General features: G+C 61.5%; 22 protein-coding genes. 11 read left to right on the forward strand and 11 right to left on the reverse strand.

The window, feature by feature from the left end:
* Window positions 1-56: 56 nt before the first annotated feature.
* The gene (locus ACYP2A_RS18080) at window positions 57-644 is read left to right on the forward strand and encodes an NAD(P)H-dependent oxidoreductase (protein ID WP_459747031.1); all 588 of its coding nucleotides are present in this window, start codon (window positions 57-59) and stop codon (window positions 642-644) included.
* Here the strand turns inward: ACYP2A_RS18080 and ACYP2A_RS18085 are convergent.
* Complete coding sequence (locus ACYP2A_RS18085) at window positions 637-1389, reverse strand: alpha/beta fold hydrolase (RefSeq protein WP_459747033.1); 753 nt, start codon at window positions 1387-1389, stop codon at window positions 637-639. The genes ACYP2A_RS18080 and ACYP2A_RS18085 overlap by 8 nt on opposite strands.
* A 191-nt stretch (window positions 1390-1580) precedes the next feature.
* On the opposite strand from ACYP2A_RS18085, the gene ACYP2A_RS18090 reads away from it, so the two are divergent.
* Complete coding sequence (locus ACYP2A_RS18090; protein ID WP_459747034.1) at window positions 1581-2678, forward strand: catalase family protein; 1098 nt, start codon at window positions 1581-1583, stop codon at window positions 2676-2678.
* Complete coding sequence (locus ACYP2A_RS18095) at window positions 2678-5026, forward strand: FdhF/YdeP family oxidoreductase (protein ID WP_459747038.1); 2349 nt, start codon at window positions 2678-2680, stop codon at window positions 5024-5026. Before ACYP2A_RS18090 ends, ACYP2A_RS18095 begins: the two co-directional genes overlap by 1 nt.
* Before the next feature lie 152 nt (window positions 5027-5178).
* Here ACYP2A_RS18095 and ACYP2A_RS18100 read toward each other — a convergent pair whose 3' ends face one another.
* Window positions 5179-5592 (reverse strand): winged helix-turn-helix transcriptional regulator, encoded by a 414-nt coding sequence (locus ACYP2A_RS18100; protein WP_459747040.1) that lies wholly within the window; start codon window positions 5590-5592, stop codon window positions 5179-5181.
* Between the two features lie 85 nt (window positions 5593-5677).
* On the opposite strand from ACYP2A_RS18100, the gene ACYP2A_RS18105 reads away from it, so the two are divergent.
* The 3 genes from ACYP2A_RS18105 to ACYP2A_RS18115 are packed head-to-tail and all read left to right on the forward strand — an operon-like array spanning window position 5678 to window position 8168.
* A complete protein-coding gene (locus ACYP2A_RS18105; protein WP_459747041.1) occupies window positions 5678-6532 on the forward strand; it encodes an SDR family oxidoreductase in 855 nt (284 codons plus the stop codon).
* 28 nt (window positions 6533-6560) lie between these two features.
* On the forward strand, window positions 6561-7568 hold the full coding sequence (locus tag ACYP2A_RS18110; RefSeq protein WP_459747042.1) for a zinc-dependent alcohol dehydrogenase family protein: 1008 nt from the start codon (window positions 6561-6563) through the stop codon (window positions 7566-7568).
* An 18-nt stretch (window positions 7569-7586) separates the two neighbouring features.
* Window positions 7587-8168 (forward strand): LysR substrate-binding domain-containing protein, encoded by a 582-nt coding sequence (locus ACYP2A_RS18115; RefSeq protein WP_459747043.1) that lies wholly within the window; start codon window positions 7587-7589, stop codon window positions 8166-8168.
* On the opposite strand, the gene ACYP2A_RS18120 is transcribed toward ACYP2A_RS18115, so the two are convergent.
* Window positions 8165-8716: a lipocalin family protein gene (locus ACYP2A_RS18120; RefSeq protein WP_459747044.1), complete on the reverse strand. Its 552-nt coding sequence runs from the start codon at window positions 8714-8716 to the stop codon at window positions 8165-8167. The two genes, ACYP2A_RS18115 and ACYP2A_RS18120, sit on opposite strands and share 4 nt — an antisense overlap.
* A gap of 175 nt (window positions 8717-8891) precedes the next feature.
* Here ACYP2A_RS18120 and ACYP2A_RS18125 point away from each other — a divergent pair, with 175 nt between their 5' ends.
* The 4 genes from ACYP2A_RS18125 to ACYP2A_RS18140 all read left to right on the forward strand — a co-directional run bounded on the left by ACYP2A_RS18125 (window position 8892) and on the right by ACYP2A_RS18140 (window position 11637).
* Window positions 8892-9203 (forward strand): DUF6482 family protein, encoded by a 312-nt coding sequence (locus ACYP2A_RS18125; RefSeq protein ID WP_459747359.1) that lies wholly within the window; start codon window positions 8892-8894, stop codon window positions 9201-9203.
* Window positions 9200-10741, forward strand: coding sequence for a cryptochrome/photolyase family protein (locus ACYP2A_RS18130; protein WP_459747045.1), 1542 nt, complete (start codon window positions 9200-9202; stop codon window positions 10739-10741). Before ACYP2A_RS18125 ends, ACYP2A_RS18130 begins: the two co-directional genes overlap by 4 nt.
* A gap of 5 nt (window positions 10742-10746) precedes the next feature.
* Window positions 10747-10899 carry a DUF2256 domain-containing protein gene (locus ACYP2A_RS18135; protein ID WP_459747360.1) on the forward strand — a complete coding sequence of 51 codons (153 nt, stop codon included), beginning with the start codon at window positions 10747-10749 and terminating at the stop codon, window positions 10897-10899.
* Between the two features lie 81 nt (window positions 10900-10980).
* On the forward strand, window positions 10981-11637 hold the full coding sequence (locus ACYP2A_RS18140; RefSeq protein WP_459747047.1) for an alpha/beta hydrolase: 657 nt from the start codon (window positions 10981-10983) through the stop codon (window positions 11635-11637).
* Here ACYP2A_RS18140 and ACYP2A_RS18145 read toward each other — a convergent pair.
* From ACYP2A_RS18145 to ACYP2A_RS18180, 8 genes are all read right to left on the reverse strand, one after another.
* On the reverse strand, window positions 11617-12186 hold the full coding sequence (locus ACYP2A_RS18145) for a TetR/AcrR family transcriptional regulator (RefSeq protein ID WP_459747048.1): 570 nt from the start codon (window positions 12184-12186) through the stop codon (window positions 11617-11619). The two genes, ACYP2A_RS18140 and ACYP2A_RS18145, sit on opposite strands and share 21 nt — an antisense overlap.
* Complete coding sequence (locus ACYP2A_RS18150; RefSeq protein ID WP_459747049.1) at window positions 12179-13003, reverse strand: HpcH/HpaI aldolase/citrate lyase family protein; 825 nt, start codon at window positions 13001-13003, stop codon at window positions 12179-12181. The genes ACYP2A_RS18145 and ACYP2A_RS18150 overlap by 8 nt, the downstream gene beginning before the upstream one ends.
* Complete coding sequence (locus ACYP2A_RS18155) at window positions 13000-13842, reverse strand: HTD2 family dehydratase (RefSeq protein WP_459747050.1); 843 nt, start codon at window positions 13840-13842, stop codon at window positions 13000-13002. Before ACYP2A_RS18155 ends, ACYP2A_RS18150 begins: the two co-directional genes overlap by 4 nt.
* 32 nt (window positions 13843-13874) lie before the next feature.
* Window positions 13875-15065 (reverse strand): CaiB/BaiF CoA transferase family protein, encoded by a 1191-nt coding sequence (locus tag ACYP2A_RS18160; RefSeq protein WP_459747051.1) that lies wholly within the window; start codon window positions 15063-15065, stop codon window positions 13875-13877.
* 35 nt (window positions 15066-15100) lie between these two features.
* The gene (locus ACYP2A_RS18165) at window positions 15101-16264 is read right to left on the reverse strand and encodes an acyl-CoA dehydrogenase family protein (RefSeq protein ID WP_459747053.1); all 1164 of its coding nucleotides are present in this window, start codon (window positions 16262-16264) and stop codon (window positions 15101-15103) included.
* 14 nt (window positions 16265-16278) lie between these two features.
* On the reverse strand, window positions 16279-16890 hold the full coding sequence (locus ACYP2A_RS18170; RefSeq protein WP_459747055.1) for a thiamine pyrophosphate-dependent enzyme: 612 nt from the start codon (window positions 16888-16890) through the stop codon (window positions 16279-16281).
* Window positions 16878-17408, reverse strand: a complete 531-nt coding sequence (locus ACYP2A_RS18175; protein WP_459747056.1) for a thiamine pyrophosphate-binding protein — start codon at window positions 17406-17408, stop codon at window positions 16878-16880. The genes ACYP2A_RS18170 and ACYP2A_RS18175 overlap by 13 nt, the downstream gene beginning before the upstream one ends.
* A 133-nt stretch (window positions 17409-17541) precedes the next feature.
* The gene (locus ACYP2A_RS18180; protein ID WP_459747058.1) at window positions 17542-18897 is read right to left on the reverse strand and encodes an MFS family transporter; all 1356 of its coding nucleotides are present in this window, start codon (window positions 18895-18897) and stop codon (window positions 17542-17544) included.
* Window positions 18898-19089: 192 nt separating this feature from the next.
* On the opposite strand from ACYP2A_RS18180, the gene ACYP2A_RS18185 reads away from it, so the two are divergent.
* Window positions 19090-19400: LysR family transcriptional regulator (locus tag ACYP2A_RS18185; RefSeq protein WP_459747059.1), on the forward strand; the 311-nt coding region annotated here is incomplete at its 3' end.

Below are 19400 nucleotides of genomic sequence, written 5' to 3' on the forward strand. Positions count from 1 at the left end.
ACCAAAAGTATATTGCGCGGTGCGTTCACCCGCAATCCTTGATTAGAGGCCAGACCATGCATACCTTGATCGTTGTCGCTCACCATAATCCTCAGTCACTGACCCACAGCCTGGCGACCCAGATCGCCGCAGGGCTGAGTGAGGCCAACCCGCACTACAGCCATGAACTGTTCGATCTGGCCGCCTCCGGCTTCGATCCGCGATTTTCGGACGCTGATACGGCAGTTCATCGCCACAAGGCCAGCCCGCCTGCGGATGTTCTCGCCGAGCAAGCGCGGATTGAGCGTGCCGACGCGCTGGTGCTGGTGTATCCGGTCTATTGGTGGTCGATGCCTGGTTTGCTCAAGGGTTGGATCGACCGGGTATTTTCCAACGGCTGGGCGTTCGATTTCAGTCTCGATGGCGACTTCACCAAGAAACTTGGGCACCTGCAGGTGCACCTGGTGGGCGTGGCCGGCGCCGACGCGGGTTCTTACGGGCGTCACGGCTACGACGCGGCAATGAAAACCCAGATAGATCACGGCATTTTCGATTATTGCGGTGCGCGGGTGATCACCTCGGAACTCATCCATGAGTCGGAAACGCAGGATGCACAAGTGCATCTGCAAGCCGCGCGCGAGATCGGCAAAGGCCTTTTCAAGTAATGGCGTCGGCAAATTCCAGCATCAGTTGCGCCAATGCCTGAGGCGTCTGCAATGGCATCAAGTGCCCAGCGCCGGGTATGACCTTGATCTGCCCGTTTGCAAAGTGCGCCAGTGTGGTCCGCGCTTGCTCGTCAGGGCCGGGCACCTGCTGATCATCGGCGCCACATACCACCAACGCTGGATACGGCAGGGGGCCGATGCGGTCGCTCCAGTCTTCGCGGCTGCCGTGATCGACCCAAGCCCGCCAGGCCTCAAGGTTGACACTTCGGGCATCGGCAATGGCGATTTCCCGCAAAGGCTCAGGCAATCGATGCGCGCTGGACTCGTCGACGAACTGTTCAGCCTGCTCGCGTGAGCGGTCATAGGCTCGTTGCTGGTCGCGGTCGTCTTCGCTCATGGGCTGCGGGCCGGGGGGTGAGGGTGCCACCAGAATCAGGCCAGCGAGATAATCTGGACGCCTTGACGCCAGCACAACGGCAACCTTGCCGGTCATCGAATGGCCGACCAGGATGCAGCGCTCAAGCCCAAGGGCGCGAATCGTCTCGTCCAACTGATCGGCCATTTCCTCGACGCTGTAACCGCCGACCTGCGCCGCATCACCAAAGCCTGGTGTATTGAGGGCCACACAACGGTGCTCACGGTCGAGAAACGGCGTGGCGGCCGACCAGGTGCGATGCGAGCCACCGAGAAAATGCATCAGGACGAAAATCGGCGAACCGTGGCCTTGCTGACTGTGAGGGAGCATGAGCGATACCTGAATGAGGTTTTGCTATGGAGCGGCACCAAGGCATCGAGTTTCATTTTTTCGATGAGAGATATGCCTTTTTGCCATCTGTCGTCGAGTGCGATCAATGCGTTGAACAACCGTAAATCGCCCGCAGTCACTTTCTTAACGGCGCGACACAGTGCTGCCCTGATGCCTTTGGAGATACCGTGATGAGTGACTTGCCTGTACCCCGTCTTGCGATCAGACCACTGCGTTTCCAGCCCTCGTTCGAGCAAGTGCCTGACGATGAAGCCCAGACCAGTCAGGAACTGGCTGAAACGCTGCGCACCATCATGGAAACCACCTTCAAGGACAACGGCCACGCCGACCGCAGCGTGCACGCCAAGGCGCATGGCCTGCTGCATGGCCACCTTACGGTGCTCGACAACTTGCCTGCCGAGCTTGCCCAGGGCGCTTTTGCCACGCCGGTGCGCTTGCCGGTGGTGATGCGTTTTTCCACCAACCCCGGCGACATCCTCGATGACAAGGTATCGACCCCTCGTGGTCTGGCGATCAAGCTGATCGGCGTCGAAGGCTCACGGCTGCCGGGCAGCGAAGGCCAAGTGACTCAAGACTTTGTGATGCAAAACGCCAAGGCCTTTACGGCGGCGACGCCCAAGGACTTTCTCAAGACCCTGAAGCTGCTGGCCAAAACCACGGACAAGGCGCCGGGCCTGAAAAAGGCGTTTTCGGCGTTGTTGCGTGGTATCGAGTCGACCATTGAGTCGATGGGCGGTGAGAGTGGCACGTTGAAAAGCCTCGGTGGTCATCCGACTACGCACATTCTGGGCGAGACGTTCCACAGCGTGGTGCCTTTTCTGTACGGCGACTATTACGCCAAGCTGGCGCTGGTGCCGGTGTCTCCAGGCCTGCAGTCGCTGACCGATCAGCCGGTGAATCTCGACGATGACCCCAATGGCCTGCGCACGGCGGTCAATGAGTGGTTCGCCCAATTCGGCGGTGTCTGGGAATTGCGCATTCAACTGGCCACCGATCTTGAGAAAATGCCGATCGAAGACGCATCAAAGGTCTGGCCAGAAGACTTGAGTCCGTTTGTCACCGTCGCACGGCTTGAAGTGCAGCCGCAAGATTCTTGGAGCCCTGAAAGCGTCAAGTCCATCGACGACGGTATGGCGTTCAGTCCGTGGCATGGTTTGCAGGCCCACCGGCCATTAGGTGGCGTGATGCGGGTGCGCAAGCAGGCCTATGAAATGTCGTCCGGCTTTCGAGCGCAACATAACGGCTGCCCTGTGCACGAGCCACGCTGATGCAATTACTCCATTCCACCGCCCGATTCAAACCTTACCGCTCGGCAGCGGGCGGCTGGGGCTCGGCCCGTTCGGTCATGGCCATTCTATGGCGAGAGCAGGCGCTGCTTAAGGCGCCTTTGGCGCTGTTCAAACAGAACAAACCCAAAGGCTTTGCCTGCGTCAGTTGTGCCTGGGCAAAGCCTGGCAACCCGCACGCGCTGGAGTTCTGTGAGAACGGCGCCAAGGCAACCGCCTGGGAGCTGACCTCGCTCAGAACCGGGCCGGACTTTTTCGCCGGTCATACGTTAAGTGAACTGCGTGGCTGGAGCGACTATGCCCTGGAGCAACATGGCCGGCTGACCCATCCGCTGCACTACGATGCGGCCTCTGATCGCTACCGGCCGACGACCTGGGAGCACGCTTACCGCGAGATCGGCGCCAGCCTGCGCTCGCTGGCGCCGGATGAAGTGGTGTTTTACGCCTCCGGCCGCGCTTCGCTTGAAGCGTCATTCATGTACCAGTTGTTCGCCCGCGCCTACGGCACCAATAACCTGCCCGACAGCTCGAACATGTGCCACGAAAGCACCTCGGTCGGCTTGCAGCAAAGCATTGGCGTGCCCGTTGGCACGGTGACGCTGGACGACTTCGAACACACCGACTGCATTTTCTTCTTCGGCCAGAATGTCGGCAGCAACAGCCCGCGCATGCTGCATCCGTTGCAGGAAGCGCGAAAGCGCCACGTGCCGATCATCACCTTTAACCCCTTGCGTGAGCGCGGCCTGGAGCGCTTCGTCAATCCGCAGTCGCCGGTCGAGATGCTTGGGCCGGACTCAACGGTGATCAGTACCCAGTATCACCAGGTGGCGATTGGCGGTGACATTGCAGCGCTGACGGGCATGGTCAAGGCCGTGCTGGAACTGGATCGGCTGGCGCGTGCCGAGCAGCGCACGCCGGTACTGGACGACGATTTCATTGCACAGCACACCGAAGGTTTCGAGGCGTTTATCGCACAGGTCCAACGCCAGCCGTGGAGCACGCTGGAGCGCCGTTCCGGGATCAGCCGCAGCGCAATGGAAGCGGCGGCAACCGTGTATGCGCGCAGCGAGCGGGTGATGCTGATTTACGGGATGGGCATGACCCAGCACCGGCATGGCGTTGAAAACGTGCAGATGCTGGTCAACTTTTTGCTGCTGCGCGGCAACATCGGCAAGCAGGGCGCCGGTATCTGCCCGGTGCGCGGCCATTCCAACGTGCAGGGCCAGCGCACGGTGGGCATCACCGAAGACCCGGCCAAGGTGCCGAAGGACAAGATCGAGGCACTGTTCAAATTCAGCGTGCCGCAGCAAATGGGGCTGGCCACGGTCGACGCCTGCGAGGGCATTCTTGACGGCAGCGTGAAGGGTTTTATCGGATTGGGCGGCAACTTCTTGCGCGCCATTCCTGACACACACCGCATGGAGCCTGCGTGGTCGCAGTTGCAGCTTAATGTGCAAGTGGCAACCAAGCTCAACCGCAGCCATCTTTTACCCGGCGCGCAGATGTGGCTGTTGCCGTGTCTGGGGCATATCGAAAAGGACCGGCAAGGCGGGGTCGAGCAGGTGTACAGCACCGAAGACAGCACCGGTTTCATTCGTGCCTGGCAAGGCACCAGCGAACCGGCCGGCGAGCACTTGAGATCGGAAGTGGCAATTATTGCCGGGTTGGCACAGGCCACGCTCGATGGCCGCGCGCAGATTCCTTGGGCGCAATGGCGCACGGACTACGCGCAGATTCGCACCGCGATTGCGCAGGTTTACCCGCAGATATTCCATGACATGGAAGTCCGCATGTGGCAGCCAGGCGGCTTTCACCGGCCGTTACCAGCCCGCAAGCGGCAATGGAAAACCGAGTCCGGCAAGGCGCAGTTCATTACCCCAGAAACGCTCAACGAAGATGACGATGTGTTTAGCGGCCGGGCAGGACGAGACGTCATTCAGCTGATGACGCTACGTAGCAACGATCAGTTCAACACCACGATTTACGGCTACGAAGACAGGTTTCGTGGGGTAAAGGGAACACGCAGCGTGGTGTTCCTCAATCGTAATGACATTGTGCGGCTGGGTTTTGCGCCCGGTGACTGGGTGATGCTGCGCACCGCTGTCGAGCCTGAAGTGCGGCGTGAAGTCGGGCCGATGCAGATCCTTGCCTACGACATTCCTGAAGGCTGCGCTGCAGCCTATTACCCGGAGTGCAACCCGCTGGTGCCGCTGTGGCATTACGCACAAGGCAGCAAGGTGCCCGCGGCCAAATCGGTACCGATTACCTTGCATGCCTCGAACCTGCGCATTCATGAACGTGAGGTGCCGCAAAAGGATCAGGTGGTCTGATGGCCTCTGGCAGCGCTACGCACTGCAATCGCCTGCAGAGCAGCCTTCTACATTAGATCATTGCCCTGCATGATAGGTATGAACGCCACAGATTTGGTAGGAGGCTGCTCTGCAGGCGATAGGGCCGCAAGCGCTACATTCATTCCGAGCCCTTAGCCGACGTTTGGCGCAAGCTCAGATTTCTCGCGCCTGAACTGCATGATTTGCGGCAGTTGCTCTTCGATCCAGTCGACCATCGCCTCGACTTTCGTTGCCGCCTCATGGCCCATGGGCGTGAGGCTGTATTCCACATGCGGCGGTACTACCGGATGCGACACACGCTGCACCAGCCCGTCACCTTCAAGCCCTTGCAGGGTCTGGGCAAGCATTTTCTCGCTGATACCGCCAATCTTGCGTCTTAAGTCGCTGAAACGATGCATGCCGCCAATCAACACCACCAGCACCAGTACGCCCCAGCGGCTGGTCATGTGCTTGAGCACATCGCGCGAAGGGCAGTTTGTATCCAGCACCTCGCCGCGACGGATTTTGGCTGAAAACGGCGTGTCGATCGGTTCGTTCATGGTCATGGTACTTACCTTTTTGTACGTACTTACCAATCGTAAGTGTGCGGCGTAGGATGAGGTTTCCTCTCATTTGAATCAAGGTGCTTTCATGATTGCTGTTACAGGTGCTACTGGCCAGTTGGGCCGTCTGGTGATCGACGCATTGCTCAAAACCCAACAGCCCGGCGATGTCATCGCGCTGGTGCGTGACCCACAAAAAGCCCAGGACCTGGCGGCCAGGGGCGTGCAGGTGCGGCAGGCCGATTACAGCCAGCCGCAGACCCTCGACACCGCGCTGGCCGGGGTGAGTAAATTGCTGCTGATTTCTTCCAGTGAAATCGGCCAGCGTTCGGCGCAGCATCGCGCGGTCATTCAGGCGGCCAAAGCTGCGGGCGTGCAGTTGCTGGCCTATACCAGCCTGCTGCACGCTGACACCTCGCCGCTGGGCCTGGCGCTTGAACACCGTGATACCGAGCAGGCACTGGCCGAGTCTGGCCTGGACTACGTTGTACTGCGCAACGGTTGGTACAGCGAGAACTACACCGCCAGCGTGCCCGCAGCGCTCGAACATGGCGCTATTCTGGGCAGCGCCGGCGAAGGCCGCATTTCGTCGGCATCGCGCGCCGATTTCGCCGAGGCGGCAGCGGCGGTGCTCACCCAGCCAGGGCATGCCGGCAAGGTTTACGAACTGGCCGGCGACGACAGCTATTCATTGCAGGAACTGGCCGCCTTGGTCGCCGAGCAATCGGGCAAGCCGGTGGTGTACAACGACCTGCCTGAAGAGCAGTACAAAGCGGCCCTGATCGGCGTCGGTCTGCCCGAAGGCTTCGCCGCGTTGCTGGCCGACTCCGATGCCGGCGCTGCCAAGGGTGCCTTGTTTGAAGATTCGCGTCAGTTAAGCCAGCTTATTGGCCGTGCGACGACACCTATTGCGGTTTCTGTTGCCGAAGCACTCAAGCACTGAGGTTCATCATCAACAGGGACTCTACTCAATGAAGGCCATCAAGATACGTCTGCCCGCACAACTGGACACGCTGCAAGTCGTCGACCTGCCCGATCCGGGCCAACCGGGGCCTGGGCAGATTCGCGTACGCCTGCATGCCAGCGCCTTGAATTTTCATGATTACGCCGTGGTCACTGGCAAAATGCCGACGGCCGATGGGCGTATTCCCATGGCTGACGGGGCAGGGGTCGTTGAGGCCATCGGCGAGCAGGTCACTGAGTTCAAGATCGGCGATCATGTAGTCTCGTGTTTCTTCCCACACTGGCATGACGGCGCGCCAGCGATTGCGGATTTCAGCACCACACCGGGCGATGGCGTCGACGGTTACGCGCAAGAAGTCGTGGTCAAGCCCGGCCACTGGTTCACCCACGCTCCCAAGGGCTTCAGCCATCAAGAGGCCGCGACCCTGACCACCGCTGGCTTGACGGCCTGGCGGGCACTGGTGGTCAACGGCGGTATCAAGCCGGGTGATTCGGTGCTGGTGCTCGGTACCGGCGGGGTGTCGATTTTCGCGCTGCAATTGGCCAAGGCCATTGGCGCCACGGTGATCGCAACGTCATCGTCGGATCAGAAACTTGAAAAACTGCGCGCACTGGGCGCGGACCATGTCATCAACTACCGCACCCAACCGCAATGGGGCCAGGAAGTCCTGGCCCTGACCGGCGGGCGCGGTGTGGATCACGTGGTCGAGGTCGGTGGCCCTGGTACCCTGGCGCAGTCGATCACGGCGTGCCGGATTGGCGGGCATATCGCCCTGATTGGCATCCTGACCGGCATCGCCGGTGATGTGCCGACGGTCGCGCTCATGGCCAGACAACAGCGGCTGCAAGGGTTGATCGTCGGTAGCCGGCAACATCAGCTCGATTTTGTCCGGGCGCTCGACACCTTGGGAATAAAACCGGTGATCGACAGCGTGTTTGCGCTGGACGACATTGCCAAAGCGTTCGCGCATGAAGAATCGGGCGCGCACTTTGGCAAGATTGTCTTGAGTATCTAATCAGGCGAGGGTGTCGATTTGCGCAACGGCGGCCTCGATGGCGGCGTTGCGCGGTTGCTCACCCAACGCCAGGCCTTCGATGCCGGCATCCGCTATGACGAGCGTCTTGAGCAAGACATGATCGCCATTGCGATTGGCCCGCGCGTTCAGCGCATGGCCACCGCGGCCTCGCCGGAGTACCTGAAGGCCCGAGGCCGCCCGCAGCACCCCGCCGACCTGCTTGAGCACGACTGCCTGCGCGGCCGCTTTCCCAGCGGGGTGATGCCGATCTGGGAGTATGAGCGCGATGGCGAAACGGTGTGCGTGGACCCGAAAGGCCCACTGGTCGTCAGGTTTGGAGGCGGGTTTGACCTGGCGATAGAAGCGGCGCTGGCCGGGCTGGGCATCATCAATCTGTTTGAGGACTGGCTCAAGCCCTACCTGGACAGCGGTGCACTGGTGCCGGTGCTTGAGCCATGGTGGCAGGCATTTTCGGGGCCTTACCTGTATTACCCCGGCCGCCGCTATTTGCCGTCACCGCTACGGGCATTGGTGGATTTCATCAAGTCCACCAATGCCGGGGTGGAGAATGCCGGGATGCCGTTCGGCGACCCGTTTTAATCGGCCTCGCGCCAGATCAGCTTGCTGGTGTCATAACCCTGCTTGCGCGCGGTGTCGAGCAACTGTTCGCGGACTTCGTCGGTGATCACCGCCGAGCGCGACAGTAGCCACAGGTATTCGCGGTTCGGATGGCCGACCAGCGCCACGCGATAATCCTGGTCGTGGTACAGCACCCAGTATTCGCCCTTGGTCAGGCCTGGCAGCAGGCGGCTGAACCAGTTGTCGAACTGCACCCAGAGCTTGTCGGTCTTGCCAGGCACTTGCGGTTCGGCGATGCCTTGAACTTCGTTGACCGTGCCGTCTTTTTCGCGGCACGAGTTGGTGACATCGATACGCCCGTCTTCACGCAGCGCATATCTGGCCTGGGACTGCACACAATTGCGCTGGAAGAACATCGGCAAACGCGCCAGCTCGAACCATGTGCCCTGATAGCGCTGCAGGTCTACTTGCATGGTGGCGGGAGCGTTCTTGTCGTCACTGTTGGAACCTGCGCAGCCGACCAGCGTCAGCATCAGGCATGAGAGCAGCACGGTAGTACGCATTTTCATGGAAAACCTCTTGGCAATGGCGGCCGGGGAAACTCGTCTGTATTTCGATACAAGGTTGGCCAAAAAGTTGTACCGGTTTGTCATTGAATACTGAAAAAACTATACAAGAATTTTTATTTGTACAATATTTCCCTGATTTCCAAGAGAGATAAGCGCGATGAGCCAAGACACTCAAGTGAACCTGAAACGCTTCGTCGAGCGCGCCAGGGCAGGGCAAGTCCACGAGCTAGAGCTGTTCTCGCTGGAGGGCGGCTTTTATCTGCTACGTGTGCAGTCGCAGCACGGCACGCATTACCTGGCGGACGAGCGCGGAGAAACCCTGCGTTTGCGCTCCACCACCCATCTGCGCGACTTGCTGCACGAATACGCCTTGCCGGCGCTGCCGTGCGTGCTGGTCCAGCATGTGGTGCACGACGAAATGTGCGGGCGCCGTGACGGGCCGATCGAGCCATTGCGCCTGCCGGTGAACCTGGAACGCCAGTGGTGAAACATTTGCCACCGCGCCTGGGGCTGATTCTGGGCGACCAGTTATCGTTCAACCTTGACCTGCTCCAGGTGCTGGACCCGCAGCGCGACGTACTGCTGATGGCTGAAGTCGACGGCGAGGCGCGCTACGTACCGCATCACCCGCAGAAAATCGTGCTGATCTTCAGTGCCATGCGCCATTTCGCCGAGGCGTTGCGCCAGCGCGGCTGGCAGGTGGTGTATGTGCGCCTGGATGTGCCGGGCAACACTGGCAGCATCGCTGGCGAGTTGAAGCGCTGGCAGCAAACACTGGGGGCTGCGCAAATACACCTGACCGAATGCGGCGAATGGCGCCTGGAACAGGCGCTGCATGACAGCGGCTTGCCGTTGGTGTGGCATGCGGACCGGCGCTTTATGTGTTCGCGCCAGGCGTTTGCCGGCTGGGCCAGCGGCCGCGATCAGTTGCGCATGGAGCCGTTCTATCAGTGGATGCGTAAACGCAGTGGCCTGTTGCTCGAAGCCGACGGCGGCCCGTTGGGCGGCAGCTGGAATTTCGACAGCAGCAACCGCAAGTCACTGCCGCGCGGCCTGCGCGGGCCATTTGCGGCGCGCTTTGCCCATGACGCCATTACCCTTGAAGTGCTGGCACTGGTGCGCGAGCGTTTCAGTGACCATTACGGCGCAGTCGACAGCTTCGATTACCCGGTGACCCACGACGAGGCGCAGACGCTGTGGCAACACTTTCTCGACTTTTCCCTGGCCGCCTTCGGCGATTATCAGGACGCGATGGCCGAGGGCGAGCCGTTCTTGTTCCATGCTCGCATCAGCGCCGCGCTGAACATCGGCCTGCTCGACCTGCGCCAGCTGTGCAGCGACGTCGAGGCCGCGCATCGCCAGGGCAGGGTCAGGCTCAATGCGGCCGAGGGTTTTATTCGCCAACTGATCGGCTGGCGCGAATACGTGCGCGGCATCTACTGGCTGCGCATGCCCGAATACGCGCAACTGAATACCTTCGGCAACCAGCGGCCCTTACCGGAGTTCTACTGGACCGGCGCCACTGGCATGCGCTGCATGGCCCAGGCTATCGGCCAGACGCTGGAGTACGGCTATGCGCACCATATTCAGCGGTTGATGGTCACCGGCAACTTTGCGCTGCTGGCCGGCATCGCACCGCCTGCCATCTGCGACTGGTACCTGGCGGTGTATCTGGACGCCTTCGACTGGGTCGAGTTGCCCAACACGCTGGGTATGGTGATGCATGCCGACGGCGGCTACCTGGGCTCCAAACCCTATTGCGCCAGCGGCCGGTATATCCAGCGGATGTCCGATCATTGCGATCATTGCCAGTACCGGGTTGATCGCGCAGTGGAAGAGGATGCCTGTCCGTTCAATGCCCTCTACTGGCATTTTTTAATCCGTCATGAACAATCACTAGCCGCCAATCCGCGTATGACGATGCTTTACCGCAACCTGCACGACCTCCCCGAAAGCCGCCGGCAAGCACTGTGGCAACGCGGCGAACACTGGCTGGCCAGGCTCGATGCTGGAGAGACACTTTGAAAGGCGTGAAGAAAGCCGACTTGCCGCACAAGACCTGCGTGGTCTGCGGCCTGCCGTTCAGTTGGCGCAAGCGCTGGGAAAAATGCTGGGACGAGGTTCGCTATTGTTCCGAGCGCTGCCGCAGGTCACGCAACAGCAGCAATGCCCGAACGCCATAACAGCTAGACAAGCCAAGACCTTGGATGACGGGGTGCTGGCTGCTAGCCTGCGCAATGCTCCGGAATCTGGAAACCTGCCTTATGCCCAACGATCTGCCGCGCGAACTGCTTATTAATGGACCGGTCGGTCACATTGAATTGTTTATCGACTCGCCTGCGCAGCCTGCCAAAGGCATTGTGCTGATCAGCCACCCGCAGCCCTTGTTGGGCGGCAGCCCGCGGCATGTGGTGCCGCTGACACTGGCGCGGCATTTATGCGCTGATGGCTGGCTTGCGGTGCGCCCCGGTTTTCGCGGTGTCGGCAAGAGCGCGGGTACCTATGCCGACGGGCAGGGCGAAACCCAGGACAGCCTGGCGGTGGTCGAGTATTTCAAGGGCCAATACCCTGAATTGCCGCTTGCGTTGGTGGGCTTCTCGTTTGGTGCGCATGTGTTCGCCCAAGTGGCCTGCGCCGTGTCCCATCCTCTGCATGCTGTCGCGTTGTTGGGCCTGCCGGTGGCTGAGGTGCCGGGTGGCCGCTATTACCAGCCGCTACCGTTACCGGCCGACTGCCTGCTGTTGCATGGCGAGCTGGACGAGATGGCGCCCTTGGCGAATCTGCTCGACTGGGCCCGGCCTGACCAGCGCCTGGTCACCGTGTTTGCGGGCGCCAATCATTTCTTCAAGGGCTGCCTGAACGTGGCCGCCGAACAGGTGGCACGTCACCTCAATTCGGCATCAAGCCTGAATGCTCAATAGGGCCAGGCTCATTTGCAGCACCCGCGCTTCAATCCACACCTCATCGACCGGCACTGGCCGGCGACGCATGCCGTCGGCGGCCTGCACCAGCGCCAGGATTGCCTCGGCCAGGCTGTGGCTGTCCTGACGGGTGAAACGCCCTTCGCGCTGGCCGCGTTCGATGATCTGCCGCAAGGGCGTGTGCAGTTGCTGCATTTTCTGGTCGACCCAAGGCTGCAGCGCCGGCTCGACATGGCAGATTTCATGGCACAGCAACCGTTCTTCACAGGGATAGCTGCGCTGGCGCTTGAGCAGAAAACCGATATAGCCGCGCACGTCGCGGCTGAATCGCCCGCTGAGCCAGGCCTGCAGGCGCCGCTCGACGATGTCGTGCAGCACATCGACCAACAGATCCTGCTTGCTGGCTACATAGTGATACAGGCTGCCAGGCTGTAAACCCACCCGCGCCGCGAGCTGGCGCATGCTCATCGCGCCGTAGCCGGCCTCGGCCATCAGTTCGCGGGCGGCCTGCAACAGAAAATCGGGGCTGCTACAGGCCAGTTCAGCCATGGTCTGCGGCCTGTTTGAGCAGGGCGCGGGCGCGCAGGATCACCGGCGCATCGACCATCTGGCCGTCGAGGGTGAAGACCCCGGCGCCGTTGTCGGCACCGGCCACCACGCGCCGCGCCCATGCAAGCTCGCCGGCCGACGGTTGCAGCGTCTGGTGAATCACCGCGACCTGGCTGGGGTGAATGCACAGTGCACCGCCAAAGCCCATGTCGCGGGCAAACTGAATGTGCCGGTGCAGGCCGTCAACGTCCTGGATGTCAGGAAAGACGCCGTCCAGTGGTGGCGCAAGGCCGGCGACCCGGCTGTGCAGCAGTACGGCATAGCGTGCGTGGCTCAGCACCTGTTCGGCCGCCTCGCTGCCGGTACGCAAATTCAGATCCAGCCCCAGATCGAGGCTGCCGAACGACAAGCGCTCGACCCCTTCGCTGGCGGCGATCTGCGCCAGCGCGGCCAGGCCTTTGGCGCTTTCAATGATGGGCCATACAGGCTTGCCTGTCGCATGGGCCAGGCATATCTGCCCGGCGGTTTCGGCCTTGGGCAGCAGAATGCCGCTGACGCCGACAGAGCGCCGGCACAGCGCCAGGTCAGCCTCGTGCGCCCAATGCTGTGGCGCGTTGACCCGCACCAGCACCTGCGCGTCCGGGTGCTGCTGCAAAAAGGCAGCGAGGTTGTCGCGGGCCTGGGCCTTGGCGCTTTCTTCGACGGCATCTTCCAGGTCGACGATGACCCGGTCAGCGCCGCTGGCCAACGCCTTGGCAATGCGCTCAGGCCGGCTGGCCGGCACGAACAGGGCAGAACGTACGGCAACGTGGCTCATTGCGCGCCCTCCATGGTGAACTCGACGTCTGCGCTCTGCGCCATGCCCGACTCAGTGCTGGCCCAAAGCTGCGCCTTGCCGTCTTCAAGCCGTCGACCGCCGACCTCGAAAGGATTGGGCGAGATCAACGGGCGCAAACCGCGATAGCTGAAGCGCTGCACGCGCGCCTTCGGGTTGGCACGCTGGAAGGCGCGCAGATTAAGCGTGGCAATCAATGGGCCGTGTACCACCAGCCCTGGATAGCCCTCGGTTTCGGTGACATACGGCCAGTCGTAGTGAATCCGGTGGCCATTGAAGGTCACTGCCGAATAGCGAAACAGCAAGGTCGCGTCCGGCTGCACGGTTTCTTGCCACTCAGCCGCAGGGGCTGTTTGGGTGCCGCCGAGTTTAGGCGGCGTCGGCTCGCGGTAGACGATGTCCTGCTCTTCGATCAGCACCGTGTCGCCATCCTGCAGGTATTCATGGTGCACGGTGACGAACAGCAGCGAACCGGTGCGGCCGTGTTTTTCTTCGACATTGAGGATCGTCGAGCGCCGCGACACATCGGCATCCACCCGCAGCGGCTGGATGAAGTGTAGGCGGCCGCCGGCCCACATCCGGTTGCGATTGTCGGCCGGCGGCAGAAAGCCCCCGCGTGCCGGATGGCCGTCGCCACCCAGCCCTTCAGCCACCACCGGCTCCTGGAAAAACGCCCAGTGCCATAACAGCGGCAGGGCGCTGCCTGACTCAAGCGCAGGTTCGCCGAGCGTGGCGGCGATGCGTTTGACCAGCGTGTGGGTGAGGCGGTCGTGGCAGGTTTCGGTGCGACCGATCCAGCTTTTAAAGTCTTGAGTTGGCATTGCAGATGTCCTTGTTCAAGGCCAGATAACGGTCAAATGATCCCGGCGCTGTGCAATTGCTCGATGCGTTCGCTGGACAGGCCCAGCTCGGCCAGGATGCTGGCGCTGTGTTCGCCCAGCGCCGGTACCGGGTCCATGCGCGGGCTGAACGCGCTGCTGTTGGCCGGCGGCAGCAGGCCGGGAATGTTGCCGGCCGGCGTTGCCACCTGCCGCCAGCGCTCGCGGGCCTGTAACTGCGGATGTGCCCAGACGCCCTGCATGTCGTTGACCCGCGCATTGGCGATGTTGGCGCGGTCGAGACGCTGAATCACCGTGTCGAAATCCAGTGTGGCAAAGGCCTCGATGATCAGCGTCCGCAAGGACTCGCGGTTTTCCACGCGCTTGAAGTTGGCGCTGTACTGCGGGTCATCGGCCACCTCCGGGCGTACCAGCACCTGCTCGCAGAACAGCCGCCATTCACGTTCGTTTTGCAGGCCCAGCATCACCGTGCTGCCATCACCAACCGGAAATGGCCCGTACGGATAAATCGTGGCGTGCGCTGCCCCTGCTCGTGGCGGCGGGGTGGCGCCGTCGTAGGCGTAATACAACGGGTAATTCATCCACTCGACCAGGCTTTCGAGCATCGAGACTTCGACGTGGCTGCCAACACCGGTCTTGCCGCGCAGCAACAGCGCTGACAGCACACCGGTGTAGGCATACATGCCGGCGGCGATATCGGCAATCGAGTTGCCGGCCTTGGCCATTTGCTCGTCGCCGGCGCCGCCGGTGACCGATAGAAAGCCGCCTTCGCTCTGGATCAGCAGGTCATAGGCTTTTTTCTGTTCATAAGGGCCACCTGTGCCATAGCCGGAAATATCGCAGACGATTAGCCTTGGAAAACGGGCGTGCAGCGCCTCGAACGATAGCCCCAGGCGAGCGGCAGCACCCGGCGCGAGGTTCTGCACCAGCACATCGGCCTGTTCCAGCAGTTGATCAAGAATGTCGCAAGCCGGGTCCTGCTTGAGGTCCAGGGTCAGGCTTTGCTTGGAGCGGTTGGTCCACACGAAGTGCGAGGCCAGGCCATTGACGCGCTGGTCATAGCCACGGGCAAAATCGCCAGTGCCCGGGCGTTCGACCTTGATGACCCGCGCGCCCAGGTCCGCCAGTTGACGGGTACAGAAAGGCGCAGCAATCGCGTGTTCGAGGCTGACGACCGTGATGCCGTCCAGCGGGCGCATGTTCATGGTGTTTTCTCTCTTGTTATCCATGGATTCAAGGGCTAGAACGAGCGTGGCAGCTCCAGCAGATGCTCGGCCACATACGACAGGATCAGGTTGGTAGAGATCGGCGCGACCTGGTACAGCCGCGTCTCGCGGAATTTGCGCTCCACGTCATATTCGTTGGCAAAGCCAAAGCCGCCGTGGGTCTGCAGGCAGGCATTGGCGGCCTCCCAACTGGCCTTGGCTGCCAGGTACTTGGCCATGTTGGCGGCGGCGCCGACGTTCTGGCCTTTGTCGTACAGCGTGCAGGCCTGCCAGCGCATCAGATCAGCGGCTTCGATTTCGATGTGCGCCTCGGCAATCGGGAACTGCACGCCCTGGTTTTGCCCAATCGGGCGGCCGAAGACCACGCGATCCCGGGCGTACTGAGCGGACTTTTCGATAAACCAGCGACCGTCGCCAATGCACTCGGCGGCGATCAGCGTGCGCTCGGCGTTGAGGCCGTCGAGGATGTAGCGAAAGCCTTTGCCTTCCTCGCCGATCAGGCTGCTGGCCGGAATTTCCAGATTGTCGAAGAACAGCTCGTTGGTCTCGTGGTTGACCATGTTGGCGATCGGCTGCACGGTCAGGCCGTTGCCGATGGCCTCGCGCAGATCGACCAGAAAGATCGACATGCCTTCGGATTTCTTCGTCACCTCGGCCAGCGGCGTGGTGCGTGCCAGCAGGATCATCAGGTCGGAATGCTGGACCCGCGAGATCCACACTTTCTGGCCGTTGATCACGTACTTGTCGCCTTTGCGCACGGCCGTGGTCTTGATCTTGGTGGTGTCTGTGCCGGTAGTGGGCTCGGTCACGGCCATCGACTGCAAGCGCAACTCGCCGCTGGCAAAACGCGGCAGGTAATAGCTTTTCTGTTCTTCGTTGCCGTTACGCAACAAGGTGAACAGGTTGTACATCTGCCCGTGAATGGTGCCGGAGTTGCCGCCGCAGCGGTTGACCTCTTCAAGGATCACCGAGGCTTCGGCAAGGCCCAGCCCTGAGCCGCCGTATTCTTCGGGAATCATCGCCGACAGCCAGCCGGCCTCGGTCATGGCGGTGACGAAGGCTTCGGGAAAGCTCTTTTCTTCATCGATCCTGCGCCAGTATTCGGCCGGGAAGTCGCCGCACAGGGCGCGTACGCCTTCACGGATGGCGTTGAGTTCGTCGTTATCGTAGTCGCTCATCGGTGTTCTCCAGATCAGGTCGGCTGAAAGCCAAGCGCTGCGCGGAAGCGGTTCTTGATGTAGAAGCCGTCGCGCGGCGGCAACACCCGTGGCGGGTTCTCGGCCTTGATCTTCACCGTGGCCAGCTTGACACCTTCGCGGGTGGCAAAGCGTTCGCGCAGGTCGTGCACGCCATCGAGGTCACGGATTTCGCCGGTCCAGCTGAAACCGCAGGTTTGCGCCACCTGATCGAGCTTGATGCCAAAGCCGGCATGGCTGACTTGCATGCCGGTTTCACCGAAGTGGCCGTTATCCAGCACCACCACCGTGAGGTTGGCGGGCTTTTGCAGGGCTACCGTGGCCAGTGCACCGAAGCCCATCAGCAGTTCACCGTCGCCGGTAATCACCACCACCGATTTGTCTGGCCGGGCATTGGCCAGGCCCAGGCCGACGGTGATCGCGCTGCCCATCGCCGCCCACAGGTAGTAGTTATTGTCGTGGTCGCCGGCGGCCATGACGTCGTAGGTGGCGGAGCCGAGGCCGGTGACGACCAGCACATCCTGGCGGTCGGCGAGCAGGGTGCGCACCACTTCTCGGCGGCAGAGGGTGTGATTGGCGCTGCTGTAATTGGTGCTTACTTGACCCATTTCTTTTCTCCGATCAGGCGCTGGCCGAGCAGCAGTGCAGTGGCAGCATCGCCGTTGAAGGCCATGGTGGCGGCGCCGTGCAGCAGCGGCGCGACGTCTTCGGGCACATCAGCGCGCCAGGTCATCACTTTCATCAGGTTCAGGGCGGCCTCGGTGGCCTGGCCCATCGGGTTTTGCCAGGCATTGAACTCGGCCCAGTCGCCGCGCATGGTCACCACCATCAGCAGCGGAAAACCGGCACAATTCTGCAAGGCCAGAGTGTTGATGCAGTTACCGACGCCGCTGGACTGCATCAACAGCGCGCCGCGCTCGCCGCCCAGCCAGGCACCGGCCAGGTAGCCGATGCCTTCTTCTTCGGTGGTCAGTACCACGGCCTTGATCTCGGGATCGGCATAGGCCATGCGGATCGAGGCACTGTGGCCGGCGTCCGGCACAAAGACGATGTGCTTGACGTCATGTGCCTTGAGCACGCTGAACACGTCCTCTTGCCAGTGTTGTCCGGTGTCTTGCGATGACATGAGTGTCTCCCGTGCGGTGTTGCTCTTGTTATGAAGGGGGCTTTTGTCTGGTTTCATCATGGGGCGAAGCTGCCGGCACGACGACTACCGTTTTTCTCTTTGAGATATGCCGTGCGGGCATCGCTGGGGCGGTTCACACGCGCGAGGTTTCAGGCCTCGAAAAGGACAGGCCGGTGTTTTCCTCGACCTTGCCGTCGCCGCTGATATAGCCATGCCGGGTCAGGTTGGGCATGAGCAACGAGGCAACGAACGACACGCAGAGGACGGCGGCGACGTAATAGAAGAAGTAGCTTTCGGCGCCCTCGGCGCGGAACGACAGCGCCACGTATTCGGCGGTACCGCCAAAGGCGGCGTTGCCGATCGCATAAGGAAAGCCCACGCCCAGCGCACGCACCGCTGGCGGAAACAGCTCGGCCTTGACGATGCCGGCGATGGGCGTATACAGCGAGGCAATCACCAGCCCACCGAGCACCAGGGCGAAGGCCATGACAGGGCTGTGGACGCGCTGGATGGCGAACAGCAGCGGAATCACCAGCAACACGCCAAGCCCTGAGAACAGCAGCATGTGCACCTTGATGCCCAGCCGGTCGGCCATCAGCCCGAACAGCGGCTGACAAAGCATGAAGCCGACCAGTGCCGAGGTCATGATGAAGCTGACCGTCTGCGCATCGAAGCCTGCGCTGATCACCAGAAACTTCTGCATGTAGGTGGTGAAGGTATAGAAGTACAGCGAGCCGCCGATGGTGAAGGCCACCACCAGCGCGACGGCACGCTTGTGCTTGAACATCGCCCGCAGTGAGCCTGCGCCTTCGCGTTGCATCTCTTTCTTGCTCGCGGTTTCATGCATCGAACGGCGCAGGTACACCACGACAATGGCGCTGAAGGCGCCGATGAAGAACGGAATTCGCCAGCCCCATTCACGCAGTTGCTCATCGCTCAGGGTGTGCTGCAGTATCACCACGGTGAACAGCGCCAGCAGTTGCCCGGCAATAATGGTGAAGTACTGGAACGAGCCATAGAAACAGCGCCGGCCCGGTGTGGCTATCTCGCTGATGTAGGTGGCGCCGGTGCCATATTCGGCCCCCACCGACAGCCCCTGGATCAAGCGGGCAATCACCAGTAAGACCGGTGCGGCAATGCCGATGCTGTCGTAGGTGGGCACCAGCGCGATCAGCAGCGAGCCGCCGCACATCATGAATACCGAAATGATCATCGACACCTTGCGCCCGCGGGTATCGGCCACCCAGCCGAAGATCCAGCCGCCCAGTGGGCGCATGAAGAAACCGACGGCAAACACGCCTGCGGTGGCCAGCAATTGCGTGGTGGTATCACCCTTGGGAAAGAACGACGCCGCGAAATAGATCGCGGTGTAGGCATAAACGAAAAAGTCGTACCACTCCACCAGATTGCCGGAACAGGCGCCCATGATGGCGCGAATGCGGTTGGGTGGAGGCGTGAAAGTGCTGGACGCGGATAGGGGTGCAGACATGACGTTACCCTCGGGTCTTATTCTTGTGGTCGGTCATGCATGACGCATTGACCGTGTAGCCACGCTACTCCAGAGGGTGGGTTTGAATAAGGGCGACTGGCGCCTAACAGCTATGCCGCAATGCTATAGCTTGCGGGCATGGGCGTTGTTTAGACTGCGGGCTGTGTCGCGTCTTAAACATGGAATCAACCAATGGATGTCGTGCAGCTCAAAACCCTGATTCATGTGGCCGAGCTTGGCAGCCTGAGCAAGGCTTCCGACCGGCTGCACATCGCCCAGCCGGCACTGAGCCGGCAGATCCGCCAACTGGAAAAAGAACTGGGTGTCTATCTGTTCGAGCGTCACGGGCGCGGCATGGTGATCACCGACGCCGGCAATGAGGTGCTGCAACACGCCATCCGCATCATGGAAGAGCTGGAAGCGATCCGCAGTTCAGTGGTCGGCGGGCAGGCCGCCTTGCGTGGTGCCGTAGCGATCGGCACCACGCCGACGATTGCCGAAAT

It is taken from the genome of Pseudomonas sp. 3A(2025) (assembly GCF_054589175.1).